Raw genomic sequence first — 14,985 nt, 5'->3', positions numbered from 1 at the left:
AAATGGCAAACAACAGTAAACTTTCAAAAGCCAAAAATGCGAAAAACGATGAGTTTTATACACAATGGGTTGACATAGAAAAAGAGGTACAGGCGTATTTGGATTATGCCCCTGATGTTTTTAAGGGCAAAACAATCCTGTGTCCCTGCGACGACCCGTATGAAAGTAATTTTTTTAAGTATTTCGCCCTTCGTTTTAATGATTTAGGGCTTAAAAAGTTGATTGCGACTTGTTACGCGGGTTCGCCGATTGCTAACACGCAATTGTCATTGTTTGCAGACGAGCCTGTAGAGGATAGAACAACGAAATCGCCGCATAAAATTGAGATTACCGAAGTGGGTGATTATAATAATGATGGTTCATTTGATTTAAAGGATATTGAATGGCTTCTTGAAAATAAAAAGAATGTATTAACACGTCTTGAAGGTAATGGCGATTTTAGAAGCGATGAAGTGAGAAAATTGCGTGATGAAGCGGATGTTATTGTTACCAATCCCCCGTTTTCGTTGTTCCGTGAGTTTTTTATGTGGATTATGCAGGCTAATAAATCTTTTATTGTTATTGCAAACAAAAACTGTGTTACTTACAAAGAAGTGTTTCCGTTCATATTAAAAAATAAAATTTGGTCTGGAATTACAGGGTGGGGTGGCGGTATGTGGTTTGAATCTAAAAATCTTGACAACGTTGATAAAGTTATAGATGGTATCGGCATGAAAAATGTAGCATCTATTTTTTTGTCCAATCTTGAACACGGACGTAGGCATCAATCTTTGCCGCTTATGACAATGGCGGACAATTTAAGATATAACAATGGATTAAAAAAGAAACTTGAAGACAAGAGAGAATATGATACTTATGATAACTATGACGCTATTGATATTCCTTATACCGATGCCATTCCGTCTGATTACAACGGAGCGATGGGCGTGCCGATTTCATTTCTTGAAAAATATTGTCCCGAACAGTTTGAGATAATAGCATTAGGAAACAGTCGTGAAAATTTCACACCTATTAAAAATTACGTTAATCCTAAAAAAATCATGAAAGACGGAAAAATTGTTAACGGTGGTGCGATAAATTGCGTATTGGCGATAGAAACCGACGTAGAGCCTCAAGGTCAAACATATTATACGAGCGATAATAGTAAATATTTAATTCCGCCTTATGCTAGAATAATCATTAAACACAAAAGAGTGACTAAATGAAAACAATATTAAAACAGTATAAAATCAGCGAGATCATAGACGGTTTTATATATAACGAATTAGAAGGCAAAGGGCTTTTTGGACTTTTGGGGAAATTAACGATACAACCCGAATATCAGCGAAATTACATTTACGCGGACGGTAAAAAAGATGTTGCTGTAATTGAGTCTCTACTTAAAGGTTATCCGCTTGGACTGATTTACTTTAACAATGTTTCTGATACTCAATTTGAAGTGCTTGACGGACAACAACGTATAACCTCAATAGGACGATTTATTACTGGCAAATTTGCAATTAAAGACGGAAACGAGAGAATGCAGATATTTAGTTCGCTGTCTACGGATAAGCAGAATTTAATAATGGACAGCAAACTTTTAGTATATCATTGTGAGGGTGGAGAAGACGAAATAAAAGAATGGTTTAAGACAATCAATATTGCCGGCGTTCCGCTTAATGAACAGGAATTGCTGAACGCTCTTTATTCTGGACAGTTTGTAACATTGGCAAAAGCTGAATTTAGTAATTCTGGCAATGCTAATACTCATAAATGGAGTGCATACGTTAAAGGTTCTGTTTTGCGGCAAGATTTTTTGTCAACCGCTTTGAACTGGGTAGCCGCCTCTAAAAATCAAACAAAAGAGTGGTATATGGCAGACCACAGAAATGAAAACAATATAACCGAACTAAAAACCTATTTTAACGCCGTAATTGACTGGATTTCAACAGTTTTTCGCGATGTTGAGAAAGAAATGTGCGGGTTGGAATGGGGAAGGTTATATGAACAGTACCATGCTAAAAGTTATAATCCTGCCAACGTTTCAAATAAAGTACAGGAGTTATATGGTGATGTTTATGTGAAAAATCGGCGCGGAATATTTGAGTTTATTTTAGGCGGTTGCACTGATACTAAACTTTTAGAAGTTAGAGTTTTTGACGAAGCGATAAAACAAGCTATTTACAAACAACAAACCGCTGAATCCAAAGGAAACGGAATATCAAATTGTCCTCTTTGCGCTATGGGACACGATTCAAGCAAAGAAAAAATATGGGAATTAAAAGAAATGGACGCAGACCACGTTGCCGCTTGGAGCAAGGGCGGTGCAACCGATATTAAAAATTGTCAAATGCTTTGCCGCACGCATAATCAAGCGAAAGGGAATAGATAAGGTGAAACGGACATATAAGTTTCAAATGAAAACACAAATGAATTTATTCTTTATCTTTTGTCTATCTGTTTTTTCGTTCGGGCAGATAAACGAGATTGCGGATAAGGAAAAGCGACTTGCCGTTACCGTTATTCAAGCGCAGATAGATACTTTGCAAAAACAGATTAACACTTTGTCGGCGAGAGAAGCAAGCGCAAGAAGCAAAAAAAATGCGGCGGATAGCGAAGCGAACAAAGCAAAGAGAGAAGTCGCCGCTGTCGAAAAGGAATATAAGGACGCTTTGGCGTATTTGAAAGCGAATCCGCAAAGCCAAACGTCAAGAAGAACCGTCGATATCGCGCAGCAGCATTTGGAAGAAGCGAATGCAAATTACGCCGGTAAAGAACAGCAGGCAAAAAACGAAACAGATTTATGGAGAGCGGCCGACGGCAAATTGAAAAAAGAAAGAGCCAATATTGAAGAACTTCGTGAAACGCTTGTAAGACTTAACGAAGGGCTTGTCGAGCCGCAGGAAATTCTTGCTTTAAACTCTATACAAATTTATACCGACGCACAATCCGCAGCCGATACGACGACAGTACAAACGACACATGAAACGGACAACGATAAAAAAGACGTCGATGAAGTCGTATCGGAGAAAGATACAAAAACGGACGATACTTTTGCCGTATATGGGGATTTGGTTAATGTCGAACGACAGACAAGCGTCGGCAATCGTTATTTGATATTTTCCGTTCGTCCCGAATTTGTCGTCGGTCTTATGGACAACAGCGTAACGGCAATCGGAGCGAGCGTCGAATGGGGAATAATTAATAACGGTTTTTATTTTACCGGTGATTTAAGCGGCGGAGCGCTGTACATCGGCGACGGTGTAAACATAGGTTATTGTTTTAATTGTGACGGCGCAATAAAAATCGCTTTGGGAGCGGCTGCCGGATTATATTATACCGCTATAAACGTAGATTTCACAAGAAACGGTAAAACATTAGAGTCGGCAAACGGTAAAAATATGAGTTTTGTCGGTATCTTTGTAAAACTGATGGGCGGCAAGGCAAAAAACTTTGACATAAGTTATAAACTTTTGCTTGGCAGAAACGAATCTCCGGTTTCGTATAAAGAAAAAGACGACAAAGTTGTGTACGACGAAGGTTTTGGCGTCAGAAATTCTGTGGGTGTCGGATATACGGTTACAAGAAAGTCGGGGAGAAATGCAAGATGAAGAAAATTAAGATTATTGTATCGGCATTGTTCGTTCTGCTGATGTTTGTAGGATGCGATATTATTGTAAAAAAGATAGAAGTAACAGACTGTATTGTAGGAACGTGGTATAGTGATAAAACAAACGAAACATTTATTTTCAATTCAAACGGGTCGCTTACGGTTACGGATGGTTATGTTAGTTTCTATTTTACTTACGAAAGAGTTAACAAGGAAGAAATTGAAATTTTAATTAATCTCCAAAGTTTTTGTACTTTTATGTTTACCTGTGATGATGAATTTGTAATTGGTGAACCATTAAATAATTCCTTTCATAGATTAAAATAATGCGGACAAATCGGCAAAAGTCTGAATGAAGAAATAATTCGGAATTAAGGTCGAAAAATTAGCGAAGAAATGCCGGAAATACAAAATAAAAAAGGCGGACACGTCCGCCTTCAAAATACCCGGATAAACCGAAATTTATCTGCCGTAAACGGCCAAATCGCCCAATTCTTCTTCAATACGAAGTAACTGATTGTATTTAGCCATTCTATCGGAACGACTCAACGAACCGGTTTTGATTTGTCCGCTGTTTGTAGCTACCGCAATGTCGGCAATAGTGCTGTCTTCCGTTTCGCCGCTTCTGTGCGAAGTTACCGAAGTATAACCGGCTCTGTGCGCCATTTCAATTGCGTCAAGCGTTTCGGTAAGCGTTCCGATTTGATTCACTTTAATCAAAATTGAATTCGCACAACCGCTTTCAATTCCTTTTTTGAGGTATTCTACATTGGTTACAAACAAGTCGTCGCCGACCAACTGAGTAGTTTTACCGATTTTGTCGGTTAAAAGTTTCCAGCCCGACCAGTCGTTTTCACTCATTCCGTCTTCAATAGAATCAATCGGGAAATCGGCGGTCAATTTCGCCAAATATTCCGCTTGTTCCTGCGAACTGCGTTTTTTACCTTTATCGCCTTCAAATTTCGTGTAATCGTAAACGCCGTCTTTGTAAAATTCACTTGCCGCACAATCCAAAGCAATCGCTACGTCGCCGCCTTCGGATTTTCTTCCGGGCTTGTATCCCGCCTTCTTAATCGCTTCGATAATTGAATTAAGCGCGTCTTCGGTTCCGTCCAAAGCGGGTGCGAAGCCGCCCTCGTCGCCGACAGCCGTCGAAAGTTTTCTGTCGTGAAGAACTTTTTTCAAATTATGAAAAACTTCCGCGCCCATTCTTAAACCTTCTTTAAACGATTTTGCGCCGACAGGACGAATCATAAACTCTTGAAAAGCTATAGGAGCGTCAGAGTGCGAGCCGCCATTAATAATATTCATCATCGGCACGGGAAGCGTGAACGTGTTTGTTCCGCCGATGTAGCGGTAAAGCGGAATATCCAAATAATCCGCCGACGCGCGCGCAACCGCCAAAGATACGCCAAGAATTGCATTAGCGCCTAATTTGCTCTTTGTTTTCGTGCCGTCTAATTCAAGCATTTTTTTGTCAATACCTCTTTGGTCTAAAGCGGAAAGCCCGATTAGTTCGGGAGAAATAACTTCGTTGACGTTCTCGACCGCTTTAAGTACCCCTTTGCCCAAATAGCGTTTTTTGTCGCCGTCTCTGAGTTCAAGCGCTTCGTTTTCACCCGTCGACGCTCCGCTGGGAACAGCCGCTCTTCCGAATGCGCCGCTTTCGAGACGAACGTCCACTTCGATTGTTGGGTTTCCGCGTGAATCCAAAATTTCTCTGGCGCGGATTTCTTCAATATAAGGCATCAAAACCTCCTTTTAATTTATACGATTAATACCAATAAAACCTGCGTTGAAAATATATTATTTCGCAACGGTTTTTCAAGAGAAACGAAAAATTACGATAATTTGGCTGTAAATATTACATCTTGGTAAGTTATATTTTGACTTTCATTTGAGCGTGCATTATTTTTATACGCAAAAAGAACAAATTTGACGAAAAAATAAATTGTTTGATTTGCCGTCTTTTAGATTTTCTAAAAATTATGCGGTCTCAATAAAAGGAGGAAAAATGATAAAACTGAACGTCATCGAAAAAATTCCCTTGATGACTAAATTTGTTATTTTTTCCGTAGTCCTTTATTTACTTATCTTTGCTGTCGGCAGTTGGGCTTTTTTATTTTCTCACAGGCAAATCGTAAGCGTCAATTTAGACGAAAAATTATCTCAAATGCTGGAAATAGAGCAGATTAAATTAGAAGCGTCCGTAAACGGTGAAATTGCGCTCGTTCTTAAAATGGCTTCCTCGCCTTTGATAAAACGCTACTTTCTTAATCCGGAAAATATGGAACTACGAGAATTCGCTTTTGAGGAGATCACTTCATATCTAAATTCCAATAAAAACGGCACGACTTTCTGGGTTAACGATAAAGATAAAATGTTCTATACCAGCGAGGAATCATACATATTGGATCCGACGCTTCCTGAAAACTACTGGTATAATATGACCATGTATAAAACAGAGAAATATAATTTCAACATAAATTATAACAACGAACTGCAAAGAATCAACCTTTGGATAAACGCGCCGGTTTTCGATGACGACCATAAGCCGATCGGAATACTTGGAACGGGGATTAGTTTGTCGGAATTCATTAATTCTTTATTTAGCGATTATACAAACGATACGGAACTATACTTTTTTAATTCCGAAGGAGAAATAACCGGCGCCAAGGATGTCGATTTGGTTGAAAATAAAGAGAAAATATGTGACAAATTAGATGCGACCGGCATGGAAATTTTTAATACCGCCAGAAACATTAAATACGGTGAAACGCAGACGTTTAATTCTCCTATAGGAAAGATCGCCGTGCGTCCCGTTCCGGTTTTGAACTGGTATGTTACTGTTGTAAGACCGATTACTATTTCCGACTACAAAACCTCGCTAACGGCGCTTTTTCTTGTCGTATTGGCGGTAATGGCGCTGGTATTTGTTATATTCAACGTATTTATCGCCGGACTTATCAAGCCGTTACGAGATACGATGGTGTCGCTTGAAATGGCGTCTAAAGCCAAAAGTAAATTTCTTGCCAAAATGAGTCACGAAATACGAACTCCGATGAACGCTATAACTGGTATGGCGGAACTTGCGCTTCACGAAAATACGCCAAGTGCGGCGCAGGAACACATTCTCACAATTAAGCAGGCAAGCGCGAACCTTTTAGCCATAATAAACGATATATTGGACTTTTCAAAAATAGAAAGCGGTAAACTTGAAATAATTCCTAACGATTACCTGTTTTCGTCACTGTTGAACGATATTATAGGCATTATCAAAATGAGAGTGCTGGATCGCGGGTTACAGTTTGCGGTAAACACGGATTGCGGCATTCCCAACGCTCTTTTTGGCGACGAAACCAGAGTAAGGCAGATATTGCTGAATATTTTGAACAACGCCGTAAAATACACAAAAGAAGGATTCGTTTCGCTTAGCGTTGATAAAAAAATTATTCAAGACGACGCTATTCTTCTGACAATAGCTGTTGCGGACAGCGGCATAGGTATAAAACATGAAGACATCGGAAAACTTTTTGATGATTTTGTTCAGGTTGATTTGGCGAATAACAAAGAAGTCGAAGGCACGGGATTAGGTTTAACAATAGCGAAAAATCTTGTAGAAGCGATGGGTGGAAGCATTGATGTAGAAAGCGTTTACGGTAAAGGCAGCGTGTTTACTGTAAAGCTTCCGCAAAAAATACGTTCCGTCGAACCTTTTGCAATGGTTAAAAATCCGAAAGAAAAGAGCGTACTTATTTACGAACGTTGTGAAATATGCGCCGATTTCGCCGTTCGGACGGTAAAAAATCTCGGAGTAGATTGCCAACGCGTCAAAAATGACGAAGAACTGCGTGAAAAATTGTCGATTGGAGGTTATTCTTTCGTATTCGCGGCGTTTTCACTTGTTGAAGACGTCAAAAAAGCGATATCGCTATTTGGGGCGAAAGCGCGCATAGTGGTATTGGCGGAATTTGGCAACCCGGTGGCCGATAAAAATTTGAGTATATTGACTATGCCGGTTCATTCCTTATCCGTCGCCAACATTTTAAACGGCGTATCGGATAAATTGATTCACAACGTCGTAAGAAACGCCGTGACGAAATTCATCGCGCCGAAAGCAAGAATTTTGATTGTCGATGATATAAGTACGAACCTGAAAGTTTGCGAAGGTTTAATGCTGCCATACAAAATGCAAATCGATTCGTGTTTTAACGGATTTGAAGCGATTGAAGCAGTGAGAACCAATCACTACGATTTGGTGCTAATGGATCATATGATGCCGGAAATGGACGGTGTAGAAGCCACGAAACGCATAAGACGGTTCGGAAGCGAAAACCCGTATTACACGAATTTACCGATTATCGCTTTAACAGCAAACGCTGTTTGTGGAGCGAAAGAAATGTTTTTGAGCAACGGATTCAGCGATTTTTTGTCAAAACCCATAAATACGACTGAACTAAACGCTATTTTGGAAAAATGGCTGCCGAAAGAAAAGTTGGAAAAATTAAACTGTACGGCTTTTTGACAAATTGTAAAAAACTTGTACTTCTTTTGTTTTTACAGTGAAAGAATTTTCAGCGGCAATAGTTATTTTGTTGTAAATTTATTTAATGCAAGAATATTCTTTAAGGACTTTTATGAAAGTAAAAATATTTTTCACGGTAGTATTTGTATTTCTGTTTCTGTTTTGTTCGATTTCTTTTTCGCAAAAAGCGGCCCTTGCTCCCGATACTCTTCCACCGGCGGATTTGCCGCTTGAAAATACTCCGCAGTTTATTTTCATCGGAAGTGACGACCAGATGAATTTGGCGGGACTGAGGGCGATTTTGGATATGGTAAAAGACTACGCAAATCCTGCGGGAACAGGACGGAAAACTACTTTTGACGGTGAACCCGTCAGGTTTTCGTTTTACAGCAATACATGTTATTCAAATCCGCAATGGATGCAACTGCACAAACGTGCGCATGACGAAGGACACGAATTGGGATTGCATACAGATGGCCATCCGTTTATCGGCAGCGACGAACAAGCGATTTCAGAATTTTCACTAAATCTTAAAAAGATGACCGAAGTAATTATAAAAGATAACGGATATTGGGATAACTCAATTTCTAAATGGGTCGATGTTTTTGATACTGTCGTCATTCTTGATTCCTCGCTTTTTAAAGGAGTTCGTTCTCCGTATCTGTATGTGAGCGACTATGTTTTCGATGCGTTGGACGCTCTTAATTTGCGCTATGATTGTTCGCTTGAAGAAGGAATGAGCGAAGATATTATTTCGCCGAACGGCTTTGTTTTTCCATACACCGCAGATAACGGAGCGACCGACGGTTGGATATATTTATCGGATACGGTGAAAACAATTCCGAATCGACTCAAATCGCATGCCGGTAAATGGGAAATTCCGGCATATCCGCTATTTTGGATTCCCGACAGTTTGCGGAGTAAATACGGAATAACCCGCGCCGGTTACGACGCAAACAAAAATGAAAACGGGACGCTTATTGCAAACGGTGGAAAAGGAGAAATGGGCGTATCGCGTGACGGAAAAAAAGTGAGCGGATTGGATTACGATGCGTGGCATGTACAATATTGGACCGGACACGAATTGGCTATGACCTTGCTGTATAACCTCAAATTGCGGATTGACGGCAATCGCGTTCCCATGACTTTTTGCATTCATTCCAATTATTACGATAATTACCCCGACCGTTTAAACGGACTGAAAGAATTTATCGATTCGGCGCTGACGTACCAGCAGGTGCGTTTTGTTACCGGAAATCAGTTGATTGATTGGATGGAAAATCCCATAGGGCTTGACGGAACGGCGGGCGGAAGAACGCCGAAAGATTCTTGTGTTATTGTTGAATATGCAGTAGATTGCGGTTTCGGATTGGGAGACGAAATTTACTATGATACCGTTTGCGGTGAAGAAAATATCGCGCAATACTATAAAGGTGAAATAAAGTCCAAAAGACATTGCGGAGAAATTAACGCTATAAATTCTGTAAAACTTACGCAAAATAAAGAATTTTCGGTTACGGTAGTGAGTAATCGTTTGAGAATTTTGTTTCCTTTGGAGGTAAAAACCGCGGATGTTTTCGTTTTTGACGTTCGCGGAAAAATAATTTTGCAGAAAAACGGAATAAAAAATAATGAATTATTGCCGTTTGAAAACAAAAACGGAGTTTATTTCGTGCGGGTAAATTACGGAAAAAATATAAAAATTCAAAAAATTTCCACATACAGATAAAGGATAAAATTGGAAAAATTATCACTTGGACGTGCAAAAGAAATTATCTCGTCGATAAAAGGCAGGAAAATATTAGTTGTCGGCGACGCGATGCTTGATAAATACGTTTGGGGAAGCGTTTATAGAATTTCACCCGAAGCGCCGGTTCCCGTCGTTAATATGAAAAGTGAAACGTTTCGCTTGGGCGGTGCGGCGAACGTATTGCAAAATGTCGCGGCTTTAGGCGCGGATCCGTTTTTGGGAACGGTTTATGGAAACGATGAAAATGGAAAAATCTTGTGTAAAACGTTAAAAAACGCAAAATGCGAAATTTCAGCGCTTGTTTTAAGCGAATCTCGTCCGACAACGACAAAAACGAGAATTATGGCGCATAATCAACAGGTTGTCAGAGTTGATAAAGAAACCGATAAATTTCTCGAAGAAACCGACGCCAAGCGGTTAAACGAAAAACTTACGGAAATTATTCCGCAAATGTCCGCTGTTATAATCAGCGATTACGGTAAAGGCGTTTTATGCAAAGAAGTATTAAGCAATATCTTTGAAATTTGTAAAAAAAATAGAATTTTTACGGCGGTTGATCCCAAACAAAAAGATTTTTCTTGTTATTCGGAAACAAACGTTATCACTCCGAATTATAAAGAGGTATGTGAGGCGTTGGGCGAGAGATTTTGCGGTATTCCTTTAAAATGTGACGAGATAGTCGCGCTCGGACGGAATCTTATGCAAAAATATAATTTAAAAAACCTGCTTTTAACGCTTTCCGAGAGAGGAATGATGTTGTTTGAAAACGACAAATATATACACCTGAAAACCGCTGCAAAAGATGTTTTTGACGTTACCGGCGCCGGCGATAGCGTTATAAGCGCGTTTACCGCCTCGGTCGCCGCCGGCGCTAATTTGTTTGAGGCGGCTTTCATTGCAAATTGCGCGGCTGGGATTTCTGTGGCGCAAACCGGAACTGCGTCGGTAAAACCCAAAGAATTGATAACTTATATATCAAATTATATTGAAAAATAGAATATTTCATTAAAACATAGTTTTGATTGCAGGCAAAAATTATTTTTTATGCTCAATTTCTAATGAAAAACAAAAAAACTTAAAAAAGGGGTTTATTATATGAAAAAAGTGTTATTAACGCTTGTGGTTATATCGGCAATGGCGTTTTCAAACGATCTTGCGTTCAAACAAGGAACGAACGTTTTAAATGCCGGATTAAATCTTTATTATTTAAACGTACATCAAGGGGTACGCCCAGGACTTTTGGCGGCGTTTGATCACGGAGCAATTAATAACATGTTCTCGTTTGGGGGAGAATTAGGATTCTATACAGAACGTTATAATGATTTGGAATATCACAGTTTCAAGACTAATGACGGGTACGAATCGTCCTGGGTTAAATGTAAAAAGGATTTTGTACATATTTCTCCTCTTTTCCGTTTCGGTTTCCATCCGTTCGGCATTCCGGCAGTAGAGAATAAAGGATTCAAAGCTCTGTCCGCTATCGATCCGTATGTCGTTTTGACGGCAGGCGTTACCATAAAACGTTTTGCAGAAGAATGGACACATCCAACTTTAAGTAAAGATAAAAATTCAGGTGCGACAGCAACGTTTGCTTATGGAATAAAACCCGGCATTCGCTGGTATTTTAACGAAAGAGTAAATCTTTGGGGAGAAGGTTGGTGGGAGTATTTTGCGATTGGCGCAGGAATCAATTTCTAAATAGTTTGACACCTTGTAAAAGTATAAAAACCGACCGTTGTCTTTTGAGCGGTCGGTTTTTTTATATTGCGGTTAATTTTTGTTCAGATATTATTTATCGGTGCGTGGCAAGGGAAGCAAATAGTATTTTTGTATTGAATTTAAGCATAAATCGGCTTGTACGGCGGGGGATTATTGATATTTGTTGAAATAGATATGTAAGTCTTAAAAATAAGGAGTTATTATGGCGGTTATCGACTTGCTTGTAAAAAAAGCGCAAGCGGCGGACAAAAAGTTGGTTTTACCGGAAGGACATGATCCGCGTGTGGTTTCGGCGGCTCAAAAAATTTTGGCGAAGGGGGTGGCAAAAGAAGTTATCGTTTTGGGAACGGACGAGGAAATTAAAAATTCCTGCGAAAAGGCTGGAATTTCGTCCCGTGATTTCAAAACTATCGACCCCGTAAAAAGCGAATTGCTTGAACAATTTACTAAAGATTATTGCGAAGCGCGCGCGGCGAAAGGAAAGCCGATAAGTGAAAGCGACGCTAAAAAAACGCTTTCGGACAGATTATATTTCGGAAATATGATGACGAAGAAAGAAATTGTTGACGGTTTGGTTGCCGGAAGCATCGCTTCGACTCCTGATATGCTTCGCGCCGCTTTTCAGGTTTTGGGAACGGCGAAAGGAATTAAAATCGGAAGTTCGTGCTTTGTTATGGATTTGAAAACCCCCACTATTTCCGGAGATAACGTTTTGATTTATGCCGACTGTGGAGTAAATCCCGATCCGAACGCCGAAGAATTGGTGGATATCGCGATGGCTACGGCATCGACTTATCGTTCGCTAGTTGGAAAAACTCCAAAAATAGCGTTTCTAAGTTTTTCGACATATGGAAGTGCGAAACACGAGATTTTGGAGAAAATTATTAAGGCGACCGCACTCACAAAAGAAAAAGTCGCCGCTCAAAATCTTGATATTATCGTTGACGGCGAATTACAGGGGGACGCGGCGCTTGTTCCTGAGGTAGCAAAGAGCAAAGCGCCGAAAAGTGCGATTGCCGGAGACGCAAATATATTGATTTTCCCAGATTTGAACGCGGGAAATATTTGCTATAAATTGACTCAACGTCTTGCCGGCGCAGACGCTTACGGACCTATTTTGCAAGGACTTGCAAAACCTGTAAACGACTTGTCGCGCGGCTGTTCAGCGGACGATATTTTCGGCGTTGCGGCGATAACCGTCTGTCAATCGCTGTAGTTTTCACGAAATCATCCAAAAAGGGTTTTTTAATGCGAAAAATATTTCTGATACTTTTTCTGTTTTTATTTTCTTGCGGTAAGAAAAATATTGACGTTTTACCGGAAAAAAAATACAAAGAAAATTATGATAATTATAATTCTGAAGTCGATATTTCTTCCGTTTTGTCGAGTGAATTTCAGGAAAGCGAGATAAAACTTCCAATTGATTCGTCCGCCGTGTTGAATATAATAACGCAAATTCCGTTTGAATCCGTAAGTTTGGTTGACACGGACGACGCTTGCGAATTTCAAATACAGCAAATTTCGTTGAAATCGGCGGCAATCAGGGTTTATTGCGAAAAAAGTTCGATTCAAACCGCCGGTGACTTGTCGGATTTTGCCAGAAATTCCCCTGCGTCTCTTCGCGGAATTTTTGGAGACTTGGTTGGAATTTCGGACGTTGCAAACGGAACGCAAAAGGTTGTTTCGGGAATAATTCCAAAAAGTTTTAATACGATTGAATATCGTTTTGAAATGCCAATAGTTAATTTGTCGGATATTTTGCCTAATTTGGTTTTAAGGTACAATAAATTTTATGAGATTTCACAAAATGAGAACAAAATTTTGATGAATCGCCGAGAAAATTCTTTGGGCGCCTGTCAAACGATTTCCGTTGAAAATATAGGAAATAACGATCCGATAATTACGCTTGGCGCAAAAAGAAATATGACTGCGATGCTTTTTAGGAAAAGCGATATAAATTTGCTTAAACTTAAACTGCCGAATTTTAATATAATAAAATTTGACGAATTAAGCGTTTGCGCCGTTATAAATCCTTCGCTTGATTTTGAGGTAAAATCTGCGATAAATTCAATTCTACAAAATAAAAACGAGTATAAAAAACTTGATTATGACATAAGTTTGATTTCAAACGGAAGCGGGCGGGATTTTACAAGTTTTAATAAGGATTCCATTGTAATAATTTATGATAAAAATAATCCTATGGCGTATGAGACCGCTGTGGTTTCCGCCAAAATTTTGAGAGAAAAAACAGGGAAAAAAGTTATTGTAACGGGCGATTTAGGACAGAAAAAACTCTATTATTTTGATTACGACGTAGCGATTTCGGTTAATCCTAAAAATTCGGATTATAGGTTTTTATCGCGGAAGTTTTTTGCAAAAGAATTGACCCAAGTCGAAATGACCGATTTGAAATATAAAATAGACTTGTTTTATGTGGATATTTATTTGTGCTCACAGCAAAAAATAAACTCACAAGGCGGCGTTTCAAAATTGGAAGTGATAAAAAATGATAGTTTTGGGTATTGATACTTCAATGAGCGAGGTTTCGTTTGCGCTTGTCGAAAATTCCGAAGTCTTGGCTGAATTTTGCGGTGATTTGGGACGAAATTTGGTTGATAAAATAAGCGGGATATTTACAGATTTACTTAAAAAAGCAAACATAAAAGCAAGCGATATTCGACGCTGCGGAATTGTCGCCGGACCGGGAAGTTTTACGGGATTGCGTATAGGAATCGCTTTTGCCAAAGGTTTTTTTGCCGATTCGGACGTACAGGTCAAATCTGTTTCGTCGCTTGAATGTATCGCAAGAAGTTCGGGAAAAATTCAAAAAGTTTCCGTGTTTCTGGACGCGAGACGAAACGAGGTTTTTTTTGCGAGATTTAACATGCAAAACGGATTTATGCGGATTTTTGACGAAAAGAGAATTTCGTTTGAGTCGGCGATTGAAATGTGCGAAAAAACCGACGACGTTATTTATTCGTTTTCGGGATTTAGCGATAGTGCGCTGAAAAAAATTCCTCAGTTTTTTGAAAATTCTTTTGAAGTGGAAAAACTTGCGAAAAATAGGGGAGAGGTTGCCGCAAAAATCGCCGCCGAAAGCGAAAATTTAATGACAATCGACGACGTTTTTCCGAATTATATGCAAGTTTCTTACGCCGAAAGACAAAAAGATGAACAAAAATAATATAATATCTGCTATAATTATGTTTTTTTTGTTCGCGGCAAGTGTTTTTTCACAAGAAGAAATTTCAGTTCTGGATACAAATTTTGTCGATACGCAAGCGGTTGATACGTTAATTGCCGATACCGATACTACGTCTGCGGATACGGATACGATTTTGGAATTTTCCAAGAAAACTTCTTGGTATTTTTCACTGTCGCCGAGAGTAGGAAACGATAAAA

The 14,985-nt window shown here is 39.3% G+C and carries 13 protein-coding genes; 12 read left to right on the top strand and 1 reads right to left on the bottom strand.

Features of this window, described 5'->3' with window-relative positions; genetic code table 11:
• The first annotated feature begins 2 nt into the window (after nucleotides 1-2).
• From LBH98_03470 to LBH98_03455, 4 genes are read left to right on the top strand one after another with little or no spacing between them, the layout of a single operon-like run.
• On the top strand, nucleotides 3-1,205 hold the full coding sequence (locus LBH98_03470; GenBank protein ID MDR0303815.1) for an adenine-specific methyltransferase EcoRI family protein: 1,203 nt from the start codon (nucleotides 3-5) through the stop codon (nucleotides 1,203-1,205).
• Nucleotides 1,202-2,371: a DUF262 domain-containing protein gene (locus tag LBH98_03465; protein ID MDR0303814.1), complete on the top strand. Its 1,170-nt coding sequence runs from the start codon at nucleotides 1,202-1,204 to the stop codon at nucleotides 2,369-2,371. The genes LBH98_03470 and LBH98_03465 overlap by 4 nt, the downstream gene beginning before the upstream one ends.
• 25 nt (nucleotides 2,372-2,396) lie before the next feature.
• The gene (locus LBH98_03460) at nucleotides 2,397-3,590 is read left to right on the top strand and encodes a hypothetical protein (GenBank protein ID MDR0303813.1); all 1,194 of its coding nucleotides are present in this window, start codon (nucleotides 2,397-2,399) and stop codon (nucleotides 3,588-3,590) included.
• Nucleotides 3,587-3,916, top strand: a complete 330-nt coding sequence (locus LBH98_03455; GenBank protein ID MDR0303812.1) for a hypothetical protein — start codon at nucleotides 3,587-3,589, stop codon at nucleotides 3,914-3,916. The genes LBH98_03460 and LBH98_03455 overlap by 4 nt, the downstream gene beginning before the upstream one ends.
• Before the next feature lie 135 nt (nucleotides 3,917-4,051).
• Here LBH98_03455 and eno read toward each other — a convergent pair whose 3' ends face one another.
• Nucleotides 4,052-5,338 carry a phosphopyruvate hydratase gene (gene eno / locus LBH98_03450; protein MDR0303811.1) on the bottom strand — a complete coding sequence of 429 codons (1,287 nt, stop codon included), beginning with the start codon at nucleotides 5,336-5,338 and terminating at the stop codon, nucleotides 4,052-4,054.
• A 265-nt stretch (nucleotides 5,339-5,603) separates the two neighbouring features.
• Here eno and LBH98_03445 point away from each other — a divergent pair, with 265 nt between their 5' ends.
• The 8 genes from LBH98_03445 to LBH98_03410 all read left to right on the top strand — a co-directional run.
• Complete coding sequence (locus LBH98_03445) at nucleotides 5,604-8,114, top strand: response regulator (GenBank protein MDR0303810.1); 2,511 nt, start codon at nucleotides 5,604-5,606, stop codon at nucleotides 8,112-8,114.
• A 112-nt stretch (nucleotides 8,115-8,226) separates the two neighbouring features.
• Nucleotides 8,227-9,843, top strand: coding sequence for a T9SS type A sorting domain-containing protein (locus tag LBH98_03440; GenBank protein MDR0303809.1), 1,617 nt, complete (start codon nucleotides 8,227-8,229; stop codon nucleotides 9,841-9,843).
• A 9-nt stretch (nucleotides 9,844-9,852) separates the two neighbouring features.
• Nucleotides 9,853-10,860, top strand: a complete 1,008-nt coding sequence (rfaE1, locus tag LBH98_03435) for a D-glycero-beta-D-manno-heptose-7-phosphate kinase (protein ID MDR0303808.1) — start codon at nucleotides 9,853-9,855, stop codon at nucleotides 10,858-10,860.
• 99 nt (nucleotides 10,861-10,959) lie between these two features.
• Entirely contained in the window at nucleotides 10,960-11,562 is a 603-nt protein-coding gene (locus tag LBH98_03430; protein MDR0303807.1) for a hypothetical protein, read from the top strand.
• A 223-nt stretch (nucleotides 11,563-11,785) separates the two neighbouring features.
• Complete coding sequence (gene pta / locus LBH98_03425) at nucleotides 11,786-12,799, top strand: phosphate acetyltransferase (protein MDR0303806.1); 1,014 nt, start codon at nucleotides 11,786-11,788, stop codon at nucleotides 12,797-12,799.
• A 32-nt stretch (nucleotides 12,800-12,831) separates the two neighbouring features.
• Nucleotides 12,832-14,109, top strand: coding sequence for a hypothetical protein (locus LBH98_03420; GenBank protein MDR0303805.1), 1,278 nt, complete (start codon nucleotides 12,832-12,834; stop codon nucleotides 14,107-14,109).
• Entirely contained in the window at nucleotides 14,090-14,767 is a 678-nt protein-coding gene (gene tsaB / locus LBH98_03415) for a tRNA (adenosine(37)-N6)-threonylcarbamoyltransferase complex dimerization subunit type 1 TsaB (protein ID MDR0303804.1), read from the top strand. Before LBH98_03420 ends, tsaB begins: the two co-directional genes overlap by 20 nt.
• On the top strand, nucleotides 14,754-14,985 hold a 232-nt coding region (locus LBH98_03410), incomplete at its 3' end, for a hypothetical protein (protein MDR0303803.1). The genes tsaB and LBH98_03410, both read left to right, overlap by 14 nt.

The sequence above is a fragment of the Chitinispirillales bacterium genome, assembly GCA_031254455.1.
Lineage (GTDB): Bacteria > Fibrobacterota > Chitinivibrionia > Chitinivibrionales > Chitinivibrionaceae > WRFX01.
This window is presented reverse-complemented; position numbering and strand designations above follow the sequence as displayed.

What these genes read in the sequence shown, in the direction of transcription:
- LBH98_03465 (MDR0303814.1), top strand. Translation starts at nt 1,202, where the DNA reads ATGAAAACAATATTAAAACAGTATAAAATCAGCGAGATCATAGACGGT.
- LBH98_03440 (MDR0303809.1), top strand. Translation starts at nt 8,227, where the DNA reads ATGAAAGTAAAAATATTTTTCACGGTAGTATTTGTATTTCTGTTTCTG.
- LBH98_03430 (MDR0303807.1), top strand. Translation starts at nt 10,960, where the DNA reads ATGAAAAAAGTGTTATTAACGCTTGTGGTTATATCGGCAATGGCGTTT.
- LBH98_03445 (MDR0303810.1), top strand. Translation starts at nt 5,604, where the DNA reads ATGATAAAACTGAACGTCATCGAAAAAATTCCCTTGATGACTAAATTT.
- eno (MDR0303811.1), bottom strand. Translation starts at nt 5,338, where the DNA reads ATGCCTTATATTGAAGAAATCCGCGCCAGAGAAATTTTGGATTCACGC.
- tsaB (MDR0303804.1), top strand. Translation starts at nt 14,090, where the DNA reads ATGATAGTTTTGGGTATTGATACTTCAATGAGCGAGGTTTCGTTTGCG.
- LBH98_03455 (MDR0303812.1), top strand. Translation starts at nt 3,587, where the DNA reads ATGAAGAAAATTAAGATTATTGTATCGGCATTGTTCGTTCTGCTGATG.
- LBH98_03420 (MDR0303805.1), top strand. Translation starts at nt 12,832, where the DNA reads ATGCGAAAAATATTTCTGATACTTTTTCTGTTTTTATTTTCTTGCGGT.
- pta (MDR0303806.1), top strand. Translation starts at nt 11,786, where the DNA reads ATGGCGGTTATCGACTTGCTTGTAAAAAAAGCGCAAGCGGCGGACAAA.
- LBH98_03460 (MDR0303813.1), top strand. Translation starts at nt 2,397, where the DNA reads ATGAAAACACAAATGAATTTATTCTTTATCTTTTGTCTATCTGTTTTT.
- LBH98_03470 (MDR0303815.1), top strand. Translation starts at nt 3, where the DNA reads ATGGCAAACAACAGTAAACTTTCAAAAGCCAAAAATGCGAAAAACGAT.